This window comes from Bacillus sp. FSL L8-0167, assembly GCF_038630295.1.
GTDB lineage: Bacteria > Bacillota > Bacilli > Bacillales > Bacillaceae > Bacillus > Bacillus safensis.
This window is the reverse complement of the sequence record NZ_CP152027.1, coordinates 889,414-906,865: the sequence shown is the minus strand read 5'-3', so window position 1 is coordinate 906,865 and position 17,452 is coordinate 889,414. Positions and strand designations below refer to the sequence as shown.

Below are 17,452 nucleotides of genomic sequence, written 5' to 3'. Positions count from 1 at the left end.
TCCCCTTACATACTTTCATTTACAGCATTTGTTTGATTTTTCGTAGAGACATAGAGTCCTAACAATACCACAACTAAAATAACGCTTACAATCCAAAAGGCTGGAGTGATGTTCGCTTTAAAGGCTGCATTGTAGAAAACACCGCCAAATGCGCCGCCTAAAATTGGACCAACGACTGGCACCCAAGCATACTTCCAATTCGATGGACCTTTACCTGGAATCGGCAGAATCGCATGTGCAATTCTCGGACCTAAATCACGTGCAGGATTGATTGCATAACCAGTTGTTCCACCTAATGAAAGACCAATTGCCACAATTAAGAATCCAACAATCAGCGGATTGATTCCGTCTGCGAATTTATTTGCACCAATCGCTAAGATTCCTAGAACCAATACAAATGTACCGATGACTTCACTAAGTACGTTTGCAAAAGTATGCGGAATCGCAGGACCAGTTGAGAATACACCCAGCTTTGCACCTGGATCGTCTGTTGCTTTCCAGTGCGGTAAGTAATGTAAAAAGACAATAATAGCTCCTATTAATGCGCCAAACATTTGACCGGCAATATACATTGGTACATCAGCCCAAGGAAAACTTCCTTCAAGCGCAAGCCCAATTGTTAGTGCTGGATTCAAATGCGCTCCGCTGATTCCACCTGTTGCATAAGCTGCTATGGCTACTGCAAATCCCCATCCGAAAGCGATTACAATCCAGCCGGACTGATATGCGAGCGATTTCTTTAAATTGACTGCCGCACATACACCGCCTCCAAAAATAATGAGAAGCATTGTACCTACGACTTCACCCCAAAATGGTGTCATGAAAATTCCTCCTCTGGTTCAGTTGCCATCCCCTATGAATGTGTAAAAAAGATAAAGAAAAAAGATCCACAACAAACATACTTTACATCAGGGTCATTTGTCACCTAGTAAAGCGCTGTTGTGGATCTCCGTTTCTCCATCACATGATATTAACTTAGTGCTATAGTATCAGAGGATGAAAACGTTGTCAATCAATTTTCACATTTTATCTTTTTCACTTTTGGAACGCTTTCCAAAGGGCTGTATTCGATGTTGTCACAGCTGTAGCTCCTGCTTCAAGTGCTCTTTCTACATCTTCTTTTGTGCGGATAAACCCGCCTGCAAATATTGGAATACCAGCTCGCTCGCGCACTTCTGTAATTAAATCCGGCACAACCCCTGGCAATACTTCAATAAAATCTGGGCGATGTTTCCCTACGAACTCCATGCTTTTTTCCATGGCACTTGTATCAAGTAAAAACATTCGCTGAATGGCATATACCTTCTTTTGCTTGGCTTTTACTATGACAGAAGACCTAGTAGAAATAATTCCTGCCGGCTTCATTTCCTGACAAATAAATTCCGTTCCATACTCATCATGTTTGATCCCGTGAATGAGATCGACATGAACAAACATTTTTTTATGATGAGCATTTGCCTCATTCATGATGCCCTTTAGCCGGCCTAAATGGACATCAAGTAAGACCCCATATGTAAATGGACTTTTTAAAAATTCCTCAAATTGCTTCATATTGCGAACAGCAGGTAGAATGGGTTGATCATGAAAACTCATATGCCGTCTCCTTCTAAGTGTTTTGGTTCAGTCTTCTCCTAACAGTAATAGAATCTCTTCTATTTTTCAATACACCTAGTGTATCCAATGCCGATTTCACCTAGCAGATCTTAATGTATGTGCTCTTCCCATAGAAAAAAGCAGAGAAATCTCTCTGCTATAACTGTGCCATGCTTTCTTTTAGCGTGTTGATAATAAATGAAGCGTCTTCGGCTGTTATATTTAGCGGAGGTGCAAGCTGGGCAACGTTATTATAGCCGGCAACCGTATCACCATTTTTCCCGATGATCAGTCCGCGTTTTTTACATTCAGCAATCAATTGACCGACAACCTGTGGATCAGCTGGTTTTTTGGACTGTTGATCCTGGACAAGCTCAATTCCAAACAGCAGGCCTTTCCCTCTGACATCACCGACAAATGGATGCTCTTTTAACTCTTGCAAACGTTCGAGCATGTCTTGCCCAAGCGTGTCAGACCGTTCTACTAATTTCTCGTTTTCCATGATCTCTAGGTTGGCAAGTGCAACCGCACAAGAAGCAGGGTGACCGCCAAATGTATTTACATGGCGCAGCCTGTCATACGTATCTTCCCCTGCGTACGCTTCATAAATTTCTCGTTTCACGCACGTTGCAGAAAGAGGTAAATAGCCGCTTGTGATCCCTTTTGCCATTGTGATGATGTCCGGCTTTACATCTTCATGCATAAAACCAAACCGCTTCCCTGTCCGGCCAAATCCGCAGATGACTTCATCCACAATGAGAAGCGCTCCATGAGCCTCACAGATGTCTTTGACCTTCTTCAAATACCCTTTCGGAGGCATTAAGATACCGCCGCCCGTAATAATCGGCTCCATAATGACCCCAGCAATGGTCTCACTTAGTTCCCACGTCATGGCTTGATCGATTGCCGCCGCACTTGCCAATGTATCTTGATCCTCAGGATGACGATACATATCAGGCGGTGCGACATGGATAAAGCCTTGACCTAATGGTTCATATTTATATTTACGCTGCGCCTGCCCGGTTGCGGCAAGGGCTGCTGCTGTATTGCCGTGATACGACCGATACCTGGAGATGAACTTTGTTCTTGTGCTCTCTCCTTTTTGCGCATGATATTGTTTGGCGATCTTAAATGCGGCTTCATTGGCTTCAGAACCGCTGTTAGAAAAGAAGATGACATAGTCCCCGCCAAGCCATTCATTTAGCTTTTCAGCCAGCTGAATCGCAGGCACATGGCTTTGCGTCAGCGGATAGTAAGGCATTGTATTTAGCTGCTTATATGCCGCTTCTGCCAGCTCTTTTCTGCCATAACCGGCATTTACACACCAAAGACCTGACATCCCGTCTAAATAGCGATTCCCATGAATATCAGTCACCCATGCGCCTTCTGCCTCGTGAATGACCATGCTTTCATTTTCCTTGTTTGTCCCTTTCATATGATGCCAGATCAACTGATCATCTTTCGCCTGAAGATTTTGAGCCTGCTCATGTATTTTCATCTTCCCGCCCCCATGTATCCGTTTTCATCATTAAAGAAGCTTAGACCGGTTCAGCAGCACACTGCCTCTCCATTCATTATATGGATGAAAAGGGAGGCATATGAAACTGAAACTAGGCCGCCCGTAAGAGAGAACCAATCGTTACTTTCATTATAAAAAAGGGGACGGGCTGATTACATTAGACAGATCGTCAACTGATTGAAAAGAACCATAAGACACTCTACTCGGTTGCCTTAGCAAATCTAACATACCTTGTTAACGGCGATTTCCTTGCAGGAATTCATATGCAAGAATCGCAAATTCAAGCGCCTGTCGTTTTGGTGCCTGCATCATATCCTCGCCAAGCAATGCATGCAGTTTATCGAGTCTATGATAAAGGGTCTGCCTGACAATATAGAGCCGGCTTGCAGTTTCCTTTTTAGAACCGTTTGTCTGTAAAAAGATATTCAGCGTTTGATAGAGTCTTCCGCTATTTTGCTTATCATATAAAATCACAGGCTCCAAATACTCTTTCACCATACATTCAAGCAGTCCGCTTTCCTGCATGACAGGCATAAGACGGAGCATATGCAAATCTTGATAAAATGGGCTTTCCACCCGCTGGGGCATCACTTTCTTTATATGCAGCACTTCTTTGGCTGCTTGATAGCTTTTTCTCATATGCTGAAACTGTTCACAATATGGACCGATGCCAAAATTGATCACAGTTCCGCGGGGCTGCTCCCGATCATACAATTGTTTGATGTCAGCTGCCGCCTTCTCTGCACGCTCTTTCCAGTCCTCCTTCTTTCTCGTGTTCAATAAAATAAACAAGGTTTGTCCTTGATGCTCATACGGAATCAAGTGGAAACCTGCTCGCTGAAAGATGGAGCGGCACGATACGAGAAAATAAAGATTTCCTGCAATTTCTTCGATTTGATGATGCTTTTGAAAGAGCATGACCACACAGCCGGTTGGTTTTTTCAATCCTTCTGTTTCTTCAAGATGCTCTAAAATATCTCTTTCTGAATGCTCTTCTTGGAACCATTTTTGCAGCCATTCGTTCTCTTTTGTCTTCTTCAATTCTTCTGTATAAAGCTCTCTTAGCGTTTGCTGGGCAAGAGCATTTGCTCCTTTATCCATAACGAGCAGTTCGAATTCTGAGAGTGTGTTTGTTTGATGAATGAGCACAAGGTCTGCAAATGTCTGCTTGAGTGCAAGCACTTCTTTTTTGGTCACTTCATATCCTTTTGGCAAGGAAGCAAACTGTAAATAATTCATGACCAGCTCTTCGGTTTGTTTAGAGGAATCACATAAAATAATCGGCTCCCCCTGAACAGGAATAAGTAAAAGAATGCCCCTTACGTGCTGATACACTTGATCCAAAATATCCATCTGCGGATGCGGAGTCAGCAAAAGCTCATTCAGCTTTGATGACAGTGCTTCTAAATCAGCCATCATTTGATACTGGCGTTCAATCATCCTCGTATGGAGATGCTGTGTAATGTTGACGAATTTCACTTCTTTTGTAAACAGAATCAGCGGAAAATCTCTTTCTTCTGCATACGCAATCAGTTCTTCCGGCACATCGAATCTGAGCGGAACAAATTCAATACACAAGCCTGCCGCACCAGAATCGATCAGCTGTTTTAAAAATGCTTGAAACACATCCAATTGATCATGAAAGCCTGCGGCTGTTGTTAGTATGAGCTCTCCCCCATTTAACAAATCTTCTACAGCAGGCACTTCTAGCACATGGACCCATTTGACCTGCCGAAACAATCCCTTTTCTCCTGCTAACACTTTTGCATGGGCAAAATACTTTGTTTTCAACACATCACTCACTTGAAAATGAACATCTGCATTCATTGATATGTCCCCCTTTGTTTTGCCGCCTATCCCCTATCCCAGAGGGTGCATAGATAAAATCCATAATAAAACTGGTAATGTCACGATGCTTAAAACGGTACTGAGAAATGTCGTGCTTGAGACAAACTCAGGCTTCGTTCGAAATTGTACAGCCATCAGCGTGGTATTTGCTGCTGTCGGCATGGCTGCAACTAAGATCATAATTTGTTTCACCAAATCATCTACCGGTAAAATGAGCGTAAAACCAAATGCGATGAGAGGTGAGATAAACAGCTTCAGCAATACAGCATAAGAAATATTTCGATAATCCACTTGCTTAAAAGAAATGACGGCGAGCTGCATGCCTAAAATAAGCATAATCGTCGGTATGGCGGCATCCCCCACAAGCTGGACACCCGTCATCACCTCTCTAGGTAATGAAAGATCAAGCAGCTGAAATAATAGACCGAGGAGTGCCCCATATGCAACCGGCATACGCAGCACTTTTTTCAGCACAACCTTTCCATCTCCTGCATCCTCTCCGCCCTTTGCTGCATAATACATACCGATTGTACTCATGACAAGCTGCTGCAGTACCATTAAAACGATGGCAATATCTAAACCAGCAGCTCCGAAGACAAGCAGGACAACGGGTGTGCCGTAATTCCCATTGTTCATAAAGGCTGACGACAGAATCATGGCACAATACATTTCATTCGAATAACCATAAATACGAGATAAAATAAAAACGCATAAAACAAGTGAAAGACAAAGTCCGACGACAAAAATAGATAGGTACACATAGTCCATCGATACTTTGTTTTGATAAAAGGTTTCAAACGCAAGAAATGGTGACATTAAATATAAAGACATTGATGAGAGCGTATGTATGTCAAAACCAATGGCCTTCTGCCCAATATATCCGATAAGAAAGATACCGAACACTGGCAGTAAGACAAGTAAAAACTCCATGCTGCACCTACTTTTCTCTAGATGAATTCCTATTCTTCCTCATTATCATACCACTGTTAAACAATAAAAAAGAAGCACCCTTATGAAAGGCCGCTTCTCTCTTCATCCATATAGAATACTTCCCACAAATGACCATCAAGATCCTGAAAGCTCCAGCCATACATGTACCCATGATCCTGCTTTTCCTTAAACGGTGACCCGCCTGCTGCCATCGCCTGCTCCACCAGCTCATCGACCTCTTCCCGTGAATGAACGCGCATAGAGATTATCACCTCTGATGCTTTTTTTGCATCCACTAATTGTTTCTCTGAAATGGATTGAAAATGCCTAAGAGATAACAGCATGACGGTGATCGTGTCATCAATGACCAAACAGGCCGCCTGATCATTCGTGAACTGCTGCTCAAAGTCAAAACCCAGCCGCTCAAAAAAAGCGATAGATTCCTTCACATGATTTACCGGCAAATTGATATACAAATGTTTAGATTGTCGCCCCATGTTCCTCTCCTTTTTGAACACATAATCTCCTTTCAGTATATTCGGCTTTTTCTCCAGCATCCCTTTGTCAATTGAAAAAATCTGATGTCATCAAAAGAAGCGCCTCAACAATAGGCGCTTCCTTCATTATTTCTTATATTCAATATGGTACACGTCTCTTCTTCGGTCTTTGAGCTGACGTACCGTTCCATCTTGCCGCTGTCTTCTTAAAATTTCTAAATCGACATCGCCAACGACAACCATTTCTATATTCGGATTACACTCTCCTACAATTCCATCTCTTGCAAATTCAAAGTCAGATGGGGCAAAAATCGCTGATTGTGCATATTGGACATCCATATTTTCGGTTTGCGGAAGGTTTCCGACAGTTCCTGAAATCACGGTATAAATCTGATTTTCAACCGCTCTAGCCTGTGCACAGTAACGCACTCTTAAATAGCCTTGACGGTCTTCTGTACAGAACGGCGTAAAAATAATTTTCGCTCCTTTATCAGCTGCAATCCGAGCAAGCTCTGGAAATTCAATATCATAGCAAATTTGGATCGCAATTTTACCGCAGTCTGTATCAAATACCCGAACCTGATCACCTGCTGAAATCCCCCACCATTTTCTTTCATTCGGTGTGATATGGAGCTTATATTGCTTTTCAATTGTTCCATCACGTCTAAATAAATAAGCGATATTGTAGATTTTCCCTTCCTCTTCAACGAAATGTGATCCGCCGATGATGTTAATGTTGTACTTCACAGAAAGGTCTGTAAACAAATTAATGTAATCCTCGGTATATTCCGTGATCCGCTGAACTGCAAGACTTGGGGAGCGCTCCTCTAAGTAAGACATGAGCTGCGTTGTAAAAATTTCTGGGAATACGGCAAAGTCAGCTGACGCATCTGATGCGACATCAACATAATACTCCACCTGATTCATAAATTCCTCGAAGGAATGAATTTGTTTCATCGCATATTGAATGACGCAAATGCGAACTGGGAACGCCGATTTATAAAATCTTTTCGATTGCGGACGATAATCAACATTATTCCATTCCATTAACGTCGCATATGTGCTCGATGCCTTATCATCCGGCAAGTAATTCGGATTGATCCGCATGAGGCTGAATTCATTTAACAGCTGAAAAGATAAAACAGGATCATAAATTTGGTGAAGCATGACCTGCTCCACATATTGACGAGGCGTCATTTCCTCTTGGTATTTATGATAATTCGGGATGCGTCCGCCAATGATGATGCTTTTTAAATTTAATCTTCTCGCTAAGTCTTTTCTTGCTTCATATAAACGATGGCCAATTTTCATGCGGCGGTATTCAGGACTAACCATCACTTCAATTCCATACATATTCATCCCATCTGGATTATGGTTAGTGATGTACCCATCATCTGTGATGTCCTGCCAAGTATGACGGTCATCGTATTCATCAAAGTTAATTAATAAACTTGAACAAGAGCCAATGATTTCTCCCTCAAATTCAGCACAAAACTGACCTTCTGGGAAATGCTCAAGATGGCTTTCAAGGTGCTCTCGTTTCCAAGGGTCCATGCCCGGAAAGCATACCTCCTGCAAGGCGATGATTCGGTCAATATCTTCTTCCCGGATATTACGGATCACCATTCTTTTTTCAAACCGCGTTAAATCGAGTTTTTCTGCCATGATGTTTTTGCCCCCTTACTGATCCTCTTTTTCAAGCTGATGGAATAGCTGGAGCAATTCGATTTCAGCCATGGATTCTAATCTGACATCATATTCTTCAAACTGCAGCGTGCTCGTCACTTTGTTTGGGACGATGACGCATTTCATGCCTGCCCGTTTGGCAGCAATTGATCCATTCACTGAATCCTCAAATGCCACACAATCCTTTGGCTCTACACCTAAGCAGCTTGCGGTTTGCAAATAAAGCTCTGGATGAGGTTTGACTTCTTCCACATCATCTGACGTACGGATACATTCAAAGTAATCGAAAAGACCAATTTGCTTCAGGTGATCAGACACCCATTTATAGTCTGAGCTGGAAGCAAGTCCAATCTTGATTCCAAGCTCCTTCGCTGCCTGTAAATAAGCTTCTACGCCAGGTCGTGCTGATTCATCCTTCATTCTCTTTTGAAAACGAGAACGCCGGTCCGCTGTGAGTGCCTCATGATCGAGCGTCTTTCCTAGCTGCTTTTCTAAGTATTCAAAAGGCTTAAAGCCCGCCTGAGTCCCGATGACGTTACCCCATACAGAAAGAGGCAGCTCCGACTCATGCTCTGCAAACATTTCTTGTAAAACTTCATATTCATGTGTTTCTGTATCTAAAATTAATCCGTCAAAATCAAATATAATCGCCTTTACCAACGAGGCCACTCCTTTTTTTACGAAAGTCTTTAATATGATACTCAATGCTATCATATCGTGAATAAAATTGACTTTCAAAGATGAATGTCTGCTAAAATAATTATGTATAAAAGGAGCCTGTACCATTTTGTCAGGCTCCTACCCGTGTTCGGTTTATTCTGCAAGAGGTCCAAGCGCTCCGATTCGTGGAGAAATAGGCAATGTTGAAAAAGAGCGGGTTTGGTATTACAGATCTAAAGGTTTCTCCGTTCCCTTAAAAATAGTATGTGCGGCAGCCTTGTAAGTTAACAAGGAAGTTCACACCAACTTTTACGCATTTTGAAGGCGGCGGCTGGCAAAATCGTCTAAATCAAACGGAAAAGAAAAGCCGCATGCATTGACCTGCTCACGGTTTCGCTCGAATAGCTCACGATCACGCTTTGTCATATGGCGTTTAGGTTTTACAATAATGGTATGTAATAGCTGAAGTCCCGATAAAATACGAAAAGCATCGTCCATCGTTCCGTTATAAACCCCTTCAACAAAGGTCAGCGGGCGTTCTTGTTGACGCGCAGCTGGGTTTTCACCGACAGCATGGGATAGAAGATCTTCAACATCCTTTGATATTTCTTCAATTGCCTGCTCTTGCAGGTCTGTAGCAGCTTTCATTATTCTCACGTGGCATCTACCTCTCTGTCGTTAGTTCTCCATTCAGAATAGCACAGAAAAAAAGGCGTTCGCCAAGGTAAGTGTTTCCTATATATACCCAAAGAGAGGAACGGATATTATGAATATTAACGGGCACACGCTCTCACTAAAAGCAGGTAAGCAGCATCATGACACTTCACTTAGTCAGTTTTTAAAAACAGCAGTATCGGCCTCAAAACCGATTATCCATTTTTGGATGGAGCATCAAAAAATACGTTTAAATCAAAAGCCTGCCCATCACGCGGCAAAAGTCAGTACAGGCGATCACATCCTGATCGATTTATTTGAAACGGAAGAAAGTGATGTGACGCCAGAATATGGTGAATTAGAGGTGCTCTTTGAGGACGAGCATTTATTGATTGTGCAAAAGCCCGCTGGACGACCAACGCACCCGAATGAAAAGGGACAAACGGGCACACTGGCAAACCTTGTGGCCTTTCATTTTCAAGCAAATGGCGAGGAAAAGCGAGTGAGACATATTCACAGACTCGATCAAGACACAAGCGGCACGGTCATTTTTGCTAAACACAGATTAGCTCATGCAGTACTTGATCAAATGCTTTCTAAAAAAACGATCAACCGAACTTACATCGCTATCGCAGAAGGACTTTTCAAGAAAAAGAAAGGCACGATCGATGCAGCGATCGGCCGTGACAAGCATCATGCCGTCAGACGGAGAATCTCTCCTACTGGTCAAAGTGCTGTGACTCATTTTCAGGTTATGGACACTAATAAACGTCTGCAAATGACAGCGGTTAAGCTGCAACTTGAGACCGGAAGAACACATCAAATTCGTGTCCATCTTAGCAGTCTTGGGCATCCTTTAGCCGGGGATTCACTTTATGGCGGTGCTCGCCATCATATCAACAGATGCGCTCTCCATGCCAAACAAGTAGACATGACACATCCTTTTACAGGTGAGCATCTGAGCATAGAAGCACCGCTTCCACCAGATATGGCTCAGCTCATGGACGAGATCATTCATTAAAAAAAGAGCCTGCTGATTAAATGCAGGCTCTTTCTTCATTAGACAGATGCTCTTTTTGCATAAATAATATATCGCTCTGGTGCATTGCCGACGAAATGAAATGGATAGCATGTCGTTAACACGAGCTCTTCTTTTTCATTCTGCAAAGTAATAATGGATGTATCATGCTGATCCACGATTTTCGTATGTGTGATTTCATAAAGAAACTCACCATACGGCACAGTGATTTTCAGCTGATCCCCAATATCCAGCTCACCTGTTCGGCGAAATACCGTGTCACGATGGCCAGATAGGACGATTTGTCCCTTTTGATCAGGGTAATAACTGCCTTTGTAATGCCCGACTCCTTTGGCAAGATCATCCGCATCTGTCCCTTCGACAATGGGAAGCTCTGCTTTTAATTTCGGAATCGTCAGGATGCCAGAGGCTTTCCCCACTTCAGGAGAAAACTGCTTCTTTGACATCCTTTGATCGTCCGCTACCGATTTCTTCGCGGCTTCTAATGATTGTGCTGTTTGAAGGTGTGTAGAGGCGATTTGCCAAATTCCCCAGCCGAGCAAGACAATTCCTGCTGTCATCACAGTAAGTGCAAGCCACTTTTTCATGCTTAAACTCCTTTACCTGTTACATTTCTCTTAGATGAAACGCTCTTTAGCTTGCTGCATTTTCTTCTTGTTTTGCTTTTTGAATGCGTCCCTCTTTTTGATACACAATGGAAGCTCCTTCAAAGCTCTTCACAAAAGCGACAGTGGCTTCTAAATCCTCTGGACCTGTTTCAGGATTTTTCCCCAGCCTTCCTATCGGTGCATACTTACTGCCAGTTGCAGTTGCCATAAAGTTATTCACCGTGAGTGTATACGTTTGATCGAGCGCAACGTCTGATCCATCTGGCAGCTTTAAGTCGACTACTTTATATGTTACCGGATCATAGGAATATGAAAAACCCGAAATGCTATAATCTGGTCCAAATTGAGGAGAAATTTGCGCTTCAATGATCTCAGCCAAGTCTTTCCCCTTAATCTCAAGTTTAACTAAGACGTTGCCAAAAGGCTGAATATTAAACAGATCTCCCCACGTAATCGGCCCTTTTTCAAGGTTTTGCCTGATGCCGCCGCCATTCATCATGGCAAAATCACTATTCATAGAATACCTCATACCATCAGCAATCAAATTACCGAGCGGCGTATCTCCATCATTTGAATAGCCGCCTTCCATTTTGACACCAGCTTCTCCAACTACCTCACTAATAATCGGCTCAACTTCTTTTCCGTAATGAGCCAAGATGCCGGCTGCTTCCTTGTCCTTTTCAATACCAGACTGGTCTACATACTGGATATTTGCACTCTTTTTGACAATATCCTTCGTTTTGCGGTCAAGTGTTACATTGACTTCGCCAACGGCCTTCCCATATTCAAAGGCTTGGACAATTAATTTCCCATTGACCTCTCCGTTTACCACTTCGTGATTATGCCCCGCAAAGATGACATCAATTTCATCATCGCCTTCTTTGGCAAGCTTCGCACTTTCTCCAGTGATGGTATCTCCATTTTGAGAGGCTGTCATATGAGCTAAGACCGCAATGGCTTTGATCCCTTTTTGTTTTAATTCCTTCGCGGCTTCATTAACGGCTTTGACTTCATCTGTAAACTGAATGTCTTTAATCCCTTCTGGCATCACCATTCCTGCGGCTGACTTTGTCACAACACCGATAAATGCTACAGGAATTCCCTCGACATCCATGATTTCATAAGCAGGTAAAAGTGGTTTACCTGTATCCTTGTATTCACAGTTTGCACAAACGAGCGGAAAATTCTGTCCGTCATATCCCTTTGTGCCTTTAGGATGATCTCCGCCATTTATGATCCGTAATAGCTCGTCCACCCCTTCATCAAATTCATGGTTGCCGACCGTGCCAACATCAAAGCCAATGTTCTCCATGAGTTCAACAGTTGGTTCATCCTGCAGAAGAGACGATATTGGAGAGCTGCCCCCAATCATATCTCCGGCGTGAACTGTGATCGTATTTTTGTTTGCTGCTTGTTTTTGTTTCATATAAGCCGCCACATAATCCATCCGTCCATACGTTCCTTTATTGCCATCACCTTTTAGATCCAGCTCGTATTGTTGATCAATTTTCCCGTGTAAATCATTCATGCTTAAAATGGTTAATGGGACTTCCTCAGCTTCCTCTGCCGTCTGATAGCCAGCCTGTTCTGCTTCTTCTTTTGAAGCAAAAAAGATGCGTTTATCTACAGCGATTTCTTTCCAGCTGTCAGGCGATACGTAGGTTTTCGCTGATGAATCACCGACGTAGCGTGTCAGTCCTTTTTTCTGTTCACGTGCTCTAAATTCAAACGGCTGTTCCAGCAGCGGATCCGCTTCATTCCAAATGCCCAGCCCTTTTTCTTTCGCCTCTTTGACCGCTTTTTGGAACATCTGATAGTCCTTTTCATCTCCAACCGGCCAGATGAAATACGTAGGAGCATATCCTTTTTTCACAAGCTCTAAATTCGTATTGACCCCTTTTTTGGTTTTCACTTGAGCTAAAAGACGTCCATAGTCGTCCTTCGCTTCAGGACCAATCTTTAATGTGACTTTATCTCCGCTTGAAAGCAGCGTATTTAAATAGTCCGCCGCCTTCTGTCCAAAACGCAGCTGGTTTTGATCTAATTCATTTTTTGGCTTATGATACGTTTCCGGCGTGTCCATATTCACAAAGCGCACCTTTGTTGTACCAAGCACAGGCTTCTTTAAATGAATCGTATCACCATCCACTACCCGGTCAACCGTTGCCTCGTATTCTTTCTTGATTTTTGGCGGCTTTGGCTGGCGTTTCAGCAGACTGACATCACCCTTGTGTCTTGGAAGCACCTGCAGCGTATCATATCTGCTTAAAACTCCTGTAAACTCATACCATTTCCCTGTCTTTACTTCATCAATGGCACTTGTATCCACCATCACTCTAAGGATGGTGCTGTGATATTTTTTATCAATGATCACGACATTATATCCACCGCCAGCCGGCTGCTCTGGCTTTGATTCAACATAGCCTTTGACCTTCACAAGTTTTCCTTCATGTTTATGTGCCTGATCCGTTTCTAGTTGTTTCAGTGAGACTCGCTTTGGCTTTGGCAAGGTTTGATTGACAGCATCTACCTTCAGGGCACCTCGATCCGGCACAATTTCAATCAGTCCTTTATAAGACGTGATCTTCCCCGTTACTGTCACCTTCATGCCTGTTTTCAGTTCTGGGAAGTTGTTGGGCTGTGCTGAATAAATATTGATTCCTGCTGATTTGTCTTGAATGTACGTTGACAGTTTCCCATTGCCTATAGCCGATTGGTCTGCTGTCACAATTCCACTCACCGTCACCGTTTCTCCGATCAGCAGACGGGCTTTCTTGATTTTCATTGGCTTCTTTTGGTTCCAAACCGTTTCCTTCTTTTCAGACGCAATGGCTTGTTCTGCTGTAATCATGCCAGGCAGTAAGGATTGCAGACTAAAGATCACTAAAACCAGACAGCAGATCATTCGAATGGATCGAACACGTTTCATTAGACCCTCCCCTTCCGAGCTTTATCTATCATAGTGTACTAAGTAAATATTGATGGTAGATGGATTTCTTGTAAATCTTATGTCTGTCAGCTCATTGGAAACGTAATAATCACTCGTGTCCCCTCAAAGCTTTTGCTTTCAAAACGAATGCTGCCGCCATGGCTTTCAATGATTTTAATCGTCATCATTAAACCAAGACCAGTCCCTTTTTCTTTCGTTGTATAAAAAGGTTCACCCAGTTTCCCTAGTTCTTCTTCTGGTATGCCCTTACCTTGGTCTTCAAAAATCAGCATCATCTGATTATGTTCCAATACGGATGTGACTTGAATGACACCTGTCACACCATCCATCGCTTCAATACCGTTTTTAAGAATGTTTAAGAAAACTTGTTTCAGCTCATTTGGTATACCTTGAATGTTTGGCAGCGACGGAGACAAATTCTTCTGAATAGACACGCCTTTTAAAACCGCCTGTGATTCAACGACCATGATCACTTCTTCGAGCAGAAGATTGACATGTACCGGCTCAAATTTCACCGATTTGCTTCTAGAGAGCACAAGGAATTCATTAATAATGGCTTCAAGCCGATTAAATTCAGACATCATCACATCTGCATAATCCTTCTGATATTTCTTACTTTGAATCATCAGCTGTAAAAATCCCTTTAACGACGTCAGCGGGTTTCGTATCTCATGGGCGATGCCGGCTGCAAGCTGACCAACTGCGGACAGCATCTCGGACTTCATCAGCATCTTCTCTGACTGCTTTTGATTGGTAATGTCCTCTGAAATCCGCATCACGGTTGACTGCATTTTGTCAGGATCATCAATTCGGTGTAAAGAGACTCTCTCCCATCGTTCACGGCCTGATAAATCCTGAAAGTACAGCTCACCAGTCCAGCTGCCTTCTTTTAAACAAACGTCCCATTGCTTTTCTAAATCATCACATTGACACAGCGAATGATAGACAGAAAAAATATCTTTGCCGATCAGGTTATATTCATGCTGCTGTACAAACTGGCAAAAGCGCTGATTCACGCATTGAATGACCCCTTCCTCAGTTGCAACAACAATATGGATATGGCTGTTATCCAGTGCTGTTACCGCTAGATGGAGTGACTGTTTGATTTTTGTCATTTCCGTCATTTTAATCCACGTCATCACCGCTCCCTCATGATCTTGATCAAAGATAGGTGTGATGTGAACAGTAAATTGTTCTCCTTCATTCGTTTCAATTTCTCGTTCGATGACGCGCCTGTCCGAGATAACCGATTGTATGTCATGATAGAGTGTTTCCTGTGTAAGCTTTTTAGCCATCGCCTGAAAGGATTGCTGTTGCCTTATTTGTGCTGAAGTAAATAAAGAGGCGGCTGTAGGAGTGTAATAGCGAATATTCATGTCCCGGTCCACAAACAACGTCGCAAGCTGAGGCTTAACAGAAGGTCTATACAGTTCTTCCCTTGTTACCCTTAAGTTGTTTATGATATTAATAAAATGTTCATGTTTTTTCTCAAGCTCCGCTATTTGCGTGTTTTTCACTTTTAATTGAGCCCTTGCCTCCTGCTCTTTTTGTTTAATTTCATTGAGTTCAATTTCTAAATCGACAATACGCTGCTGATAAACTGAATTCTGATCTGGCATCCCTTTTTCCCTGCTGTTCTTTTGAATTTTCCCTCTCTCATTCATTCGAATGAGAATGACGTATACCCCTTTAAAACGGTGATCAAAACTCTTTACAATAAAATCCGCATACTGTTTTTTTCCTTTTTCCGAAATGAGGACATGCTGAAACACAACCTCTGTCTCGTCCGTCCATACCTTTTGAAAGGTTTGACTCAACATCTCTTTCAAATAATCAGGTGTGACATATTCACATGATTGATCTGACACTTCTGTACGGTCTAAAAAGGAATAGGCCCCATTTGACATCGCCAGAATTTTGTCACAATCATTGATCACCATGCATGCGTCATATTCTCCGCCCACTTCTTCCATATATTGTGCAGCTCGCTTTTTTAACTCGGCATCACGAGCGTCATATACCCAAGGGACACTAGATGCAGGAACATTTGAATAGGTGTAAATGTTCCACTTCTCATTGAACAATTGAAACAATCGAGGAATATTGGGAACAGTTTCATTTGGCCCTAAGATTAACACCCCTTGATCTTTTAAAGCATATTGGAATCGGGATAATACTCGTTTTTGTACTTCTGGCTCAAAGTACATCAGAACATTTCGGCAACTGATAAAATCGAGGTGGATAAAAGGTGAATCAATCAATAAATTGTGAGGAGCAAAAACAATATGTTTTCTAAGCGACTGCTTCACAATAAAAGCGTCACCTTTTTTTTCGAAATATCGCGCCCGCCATTTTTCCGGTATGCTTGCCATAGACTCTATCGAGTAAAGACCTTTACTAGCTATTTGAATGGCTTTTCGGTTGATATCTGTCGCAAAGACTTGAAGTTCAATGGACACATCTCTTCGCTTCATTTCTTCTAAAAATAAAATCGTAAAAGAATAAGCTTCTTCCCCTGTCGAACATCCCGCAATCCAAATTCGGCACCGAGATTTCCCGTTGTTCATCGAATGGTCAATGATTGACGGGATCACCTTCTGTTCACATACTCGAAAAGCCTCCATATCTCTAAAGAAAGCAGTCGTGCCGCTTAGGAGCTGGGCATGCAGGCGGTCAAGCTCATCTGGTTCTCTTTCTAATAAACGATCGTACTCTGTTAATAATGACATCGGTTCGTTTGCAGTGCGCATGCGTTTTTGAATAACAGAAAGCAGCCTTTTCTTTTCATAGGTTGAAAAGGCAATCCCTTTATACATTTCGAGACGTTCAATGATTCTTAGTAAAGCTGGATCCGTCTCATCCGCATGCGGGACATTGATGATATTGGCCATATAAGCTGCAAGGGTGGATGGATTTTTGAATGTGTGATGATACATGCTGTCAAAACCACTCTCTACCTCACTGCACGATAACGCTGTACCGCCTTGCTCAACCAACCGAAGCAATCCACTCCCCACACAATGACCTTTTTGAAAAAAGATCGCAAACGCCTCTTCCTTTTGAACACTGGCAAGTGACTTAAAAAGCGAGTCGACAGAGCATCCCTTGTTTGTTGGCAGCTGCTCAGATACATGAAGCCGATGATCTTCTGTTAACGTCACAGCCGCATGCTGCGGACAAAAATAGATGGTCTTCTTCATGACTTTCTCACCATGTTTAATCGTTTTTGCCCGGTAGCCAATCGGTAAAACAAGTGCTTCCAAATCTGTTATACAATCGCCTGTCACGTGATTTTGCACAACAATAAAAGAGGCATTTAATTCATGTGGCAACGATTGAAAAAAAGCCTCAAGATGATGCTGTTCAAACGGCGAAACACCGATGCCGATCACTGGTGCCTGCACATGTTCGTCTTCTATCAAACGATTAATGATTTTGTCCTGCATCTGGTACCCCCATGTTCATTCG

13 protein-coding genes are annotated in these 17,452 nt (G+C 42.7%); 1 reads left to right on the top strand and 12 read right to left on the bottom strand.

Annotated features, from left to right (window positions below):
* Positions 1–5 precede the first annotated feature (5 nt).
* The 9 genes from MHB66_RS04570 to MHB66_RS04530 form a co-directional block, all read right to left on the bottom strand.
* Positions 6–821 (bottom strand): MIP/aquaporin family protein, encoded by an 816-nt coding sequence (locus MHB66_RS04570; RefSeq protein WP_046310366.1) that lies wholly within the window; start codon positions 819–821, stop codon positions 6–8.
* 214 nt (positions 822–1,035) lie between these two features.
* Complete coding sequence (locus MHB66_RS04565) at positions 1,036–1,593, bottom strand: glycerol-3-phosphate responsive antiterminator (RefSeq protein WP_024425304.1); 558 nt, start codon at positions 1,591–1,593, stop codon at positions 1,036–1,038.
* A gap of 157 nt (positions 1,594–1,750) precedes the next feature.
* Positions 1,751–3,091 (bottom strand): aspartate aminotransferase family protein, encoded by a 1,341-nt coding sequence (locus MHB66_RS04560; protein WP_046310363.1) that lies wholly within the window; start codon positions 3,089–3,091, stop codon positions 1,751–1,753.
* Between the two features lie 255 nt (positions 3,092–3,346).
* A complete protein-coding gene (locus MHB66_RS04555; protein WP_046310361.1) occupies positions 3,347–4,939 on the bottom strand; it encodes a PucR family transcriptional regulator ligand-binding domain-containing protein in 1,593 nt (530 codons plus the stop codon).
* A gap of 33 nt (positions 4,940–4,972) precedes the next feature.
* Entirely contained in the window at positions 4,973–5,890 is a 918-nt protein-coding gene (locus MHB66_RS04550) for an AEC family transporter (RefSeq protein WP_046310359.1), read from the bottom strand.
* Between the two features lie 80 nt (positions 5,891–5,970).
* On the bottom strand, positions 5,971–6,387 hold the full coding sequence (locus MHB66_RS04545; RefSeq protein WP_046310357.1) for a VOC family protein: 417 nt from the start codon (positions 6,385–6,387) through the stop codon (positions 5,971–5,973).
* A gap of 126 nt (positions 6,388–6,513) precedes the next feature.
* On the bottom strand, positions 6,514–8,052 hold the full coding sequence (locus MHB66_RS04540; RefSeq protein ID WP_034282283.1) for a bifunctional GNAT family N-acetyltransferase/carbon-nitrogen hydrolase family protein: 1,539 nt from the start codon (positions 8,050–8,052) through the stop codon (positions 6,514–6,516).
* Positions 8,053–8,067: 15 nt separating this feature from the next.
* Positions 8,068–8,733 carry an HAD family hydrolase gene (locus tag MHB66_RS04535; RefSeq protein ID WP_034282284.1) on the bottom strand — a complete coding sequence of 222 codons (666 nt, stop codon included), beginning with the start codon at positions 8,731–8,733 and terminating at the stop codon, positions 8,068–8,070.
* A gap of 309 nt (positions 8,734–9,042) precedes the next feature.
* Positions 9,043–9,390, bottom strand: coding sequence for a DUF5365 family protein (locus MHB66_RS04530; protein WP_041116937.1), 348 nt, complete (start codon positions 9,388–9,390; stop codon positions 9,043–9,045).
* A gap of 109 nt (positions 9,391–9,499) precedes the next feature.
* Here MHB66_RS04530 and MHB66_RS04525 point away from each other — a divergent pair, with 109 nt between their 5' ends.
* Positions 9,500–10,408, top strand: a complete 909-nt coding sequence (locus MHB66_RS04525) for an RluA family pseudouridine synthase (protein WP_046310354.1) — start codon at positions 9,500–9,502, stop codon at positions 10,406–10,408.
* 38 nt (positions 10,409–10,446) lie between these two features.
* Here MHB66_RS04525 and MHB66_RS04520 read toward each other — a convergent pair whose 3' ends face one another.
* The 3 genes from MHB66_RS04520 to MHB66_RS04510 form a co-directional block, all read right to left on the bottom strand.
* Positions 10,447–11,013 carry a class D sortase gene (locus tag MHB66_RS04520; RefSeq protein WP_046310350.1) on the bottom strand — a complete coding sequence of 189 codons (567 nt, stop codon included), beginning with the start codon at positions 11,011–11,013 and terminating at the stop codon, positions 10,447–10,449.
* A gap of 46 nt (positions 11,014–11,059) precedes the next feature.
* Complete coding sequence (locus MHB66_RS04515) at positions 11,060–13,963, bottom strand: 5'-nucleotidase C-terminal domain-containing protein (RefSeq protein WP_046310348.1); 2,904 nt, start codon at positions 13,961–13,963, stop codon at positions 11,060–11,062.
* Between the two features lie 86 nt (positions 13,964–14,049).
* On the bottom strand, positions 14,050–17,430 hold the full coding sequence (locus MHB66_RS04510; protein WP_046310346.1) for a CheR family methyltransferase: 3,381 nt from the start codon (positions 17,428–17,430) through the stop codon (positions 14,050–14,052).
* Positions 17,431–17,452: the final 22 nt, after the last annotated feature.

Excerpts from the sequence above, each read along its gene's own strand:
- MHB66_RS04570 (WP_046310366.1), bottom strand. The coding sequence starts at position 821 with ATGACACCATTTTGGGGTGAAGTCGTAGGTACAATGCTTCTCATTATT.
- MHB66_RS04565 (WP_024425304.1), bottom strand. The coding sequence starts at position 1,593 with ATGAGTTTTCATGATCAACCCATTCTACCTGCTGTTCGCAATATGAAG.
- MHB66_RS04560 (WP_046310363.1), bottom strand. The coding sequence starts at position 3,091 with ATGAAAATACATGAGCAGGCTCAAAATCTTCAGGCGAAAGATGATCAG.
- MHB66_RS04555 (WP_046310361.1), bottom strand. The coding sequence starts at position 4,939 with ATGAATGCAGATGTTCATTTTCAAGTGAGTGATGTGTTGAAAACAAAG.
- MHB66_RS04550 (WP_046310359.1), bottom strand. The coding sequence starts at position 5,890 with ATGGAGTTTTTACTTGTCTTACTGCCAGTGTTCGGTATCTTTCTTATC.
- MHB66_RS04545 (WP_046310357.1), bottom strand. The coding sequence starts at position 6,387 with ATGGGGCGACAATCTAAACATTTGTATATCAATTTGCCGGTAAATCAT.
- MHB66_RS04540 (WP_034282283.1), bottom strand. The coding sequence starts at position 8,052 with ATGGCAGAAAAACTCGATTTAACGCGGTTTGAAAAAAGAATGGTGATC.
- MHB66_RS04525 (WP_046310354.1), top strand. The coding sequence starts at position 9,500 with ATGAATATTAACGGGCACACGCTCTCACTAAAAGCAGGTAAGCAGCAT.
- MHB66_RS04520 (WP_046310350.1), bottom strand. The coding sequence starts at position 11,013 with ATGAAAAAGTGGCTTGCACTTACTGTGATGACAGCAGGAATTGTCTTG.
- MHB66_RS04515 (WP_046310348.1), bottom strand. The coding sequence starts at position 13,963 with ATGAAACGTGTTCGATCCATTCGAATGATCTGCTGTCTGGTTTTAGTG.
- MHB66_RS04510 (WP_046310346.1), bottom strand. The coding sequence starts at position 17,430 with ATGCAGGACAAAATCATTAATCGTTTGATAGAAGACGAACATGTGCAG.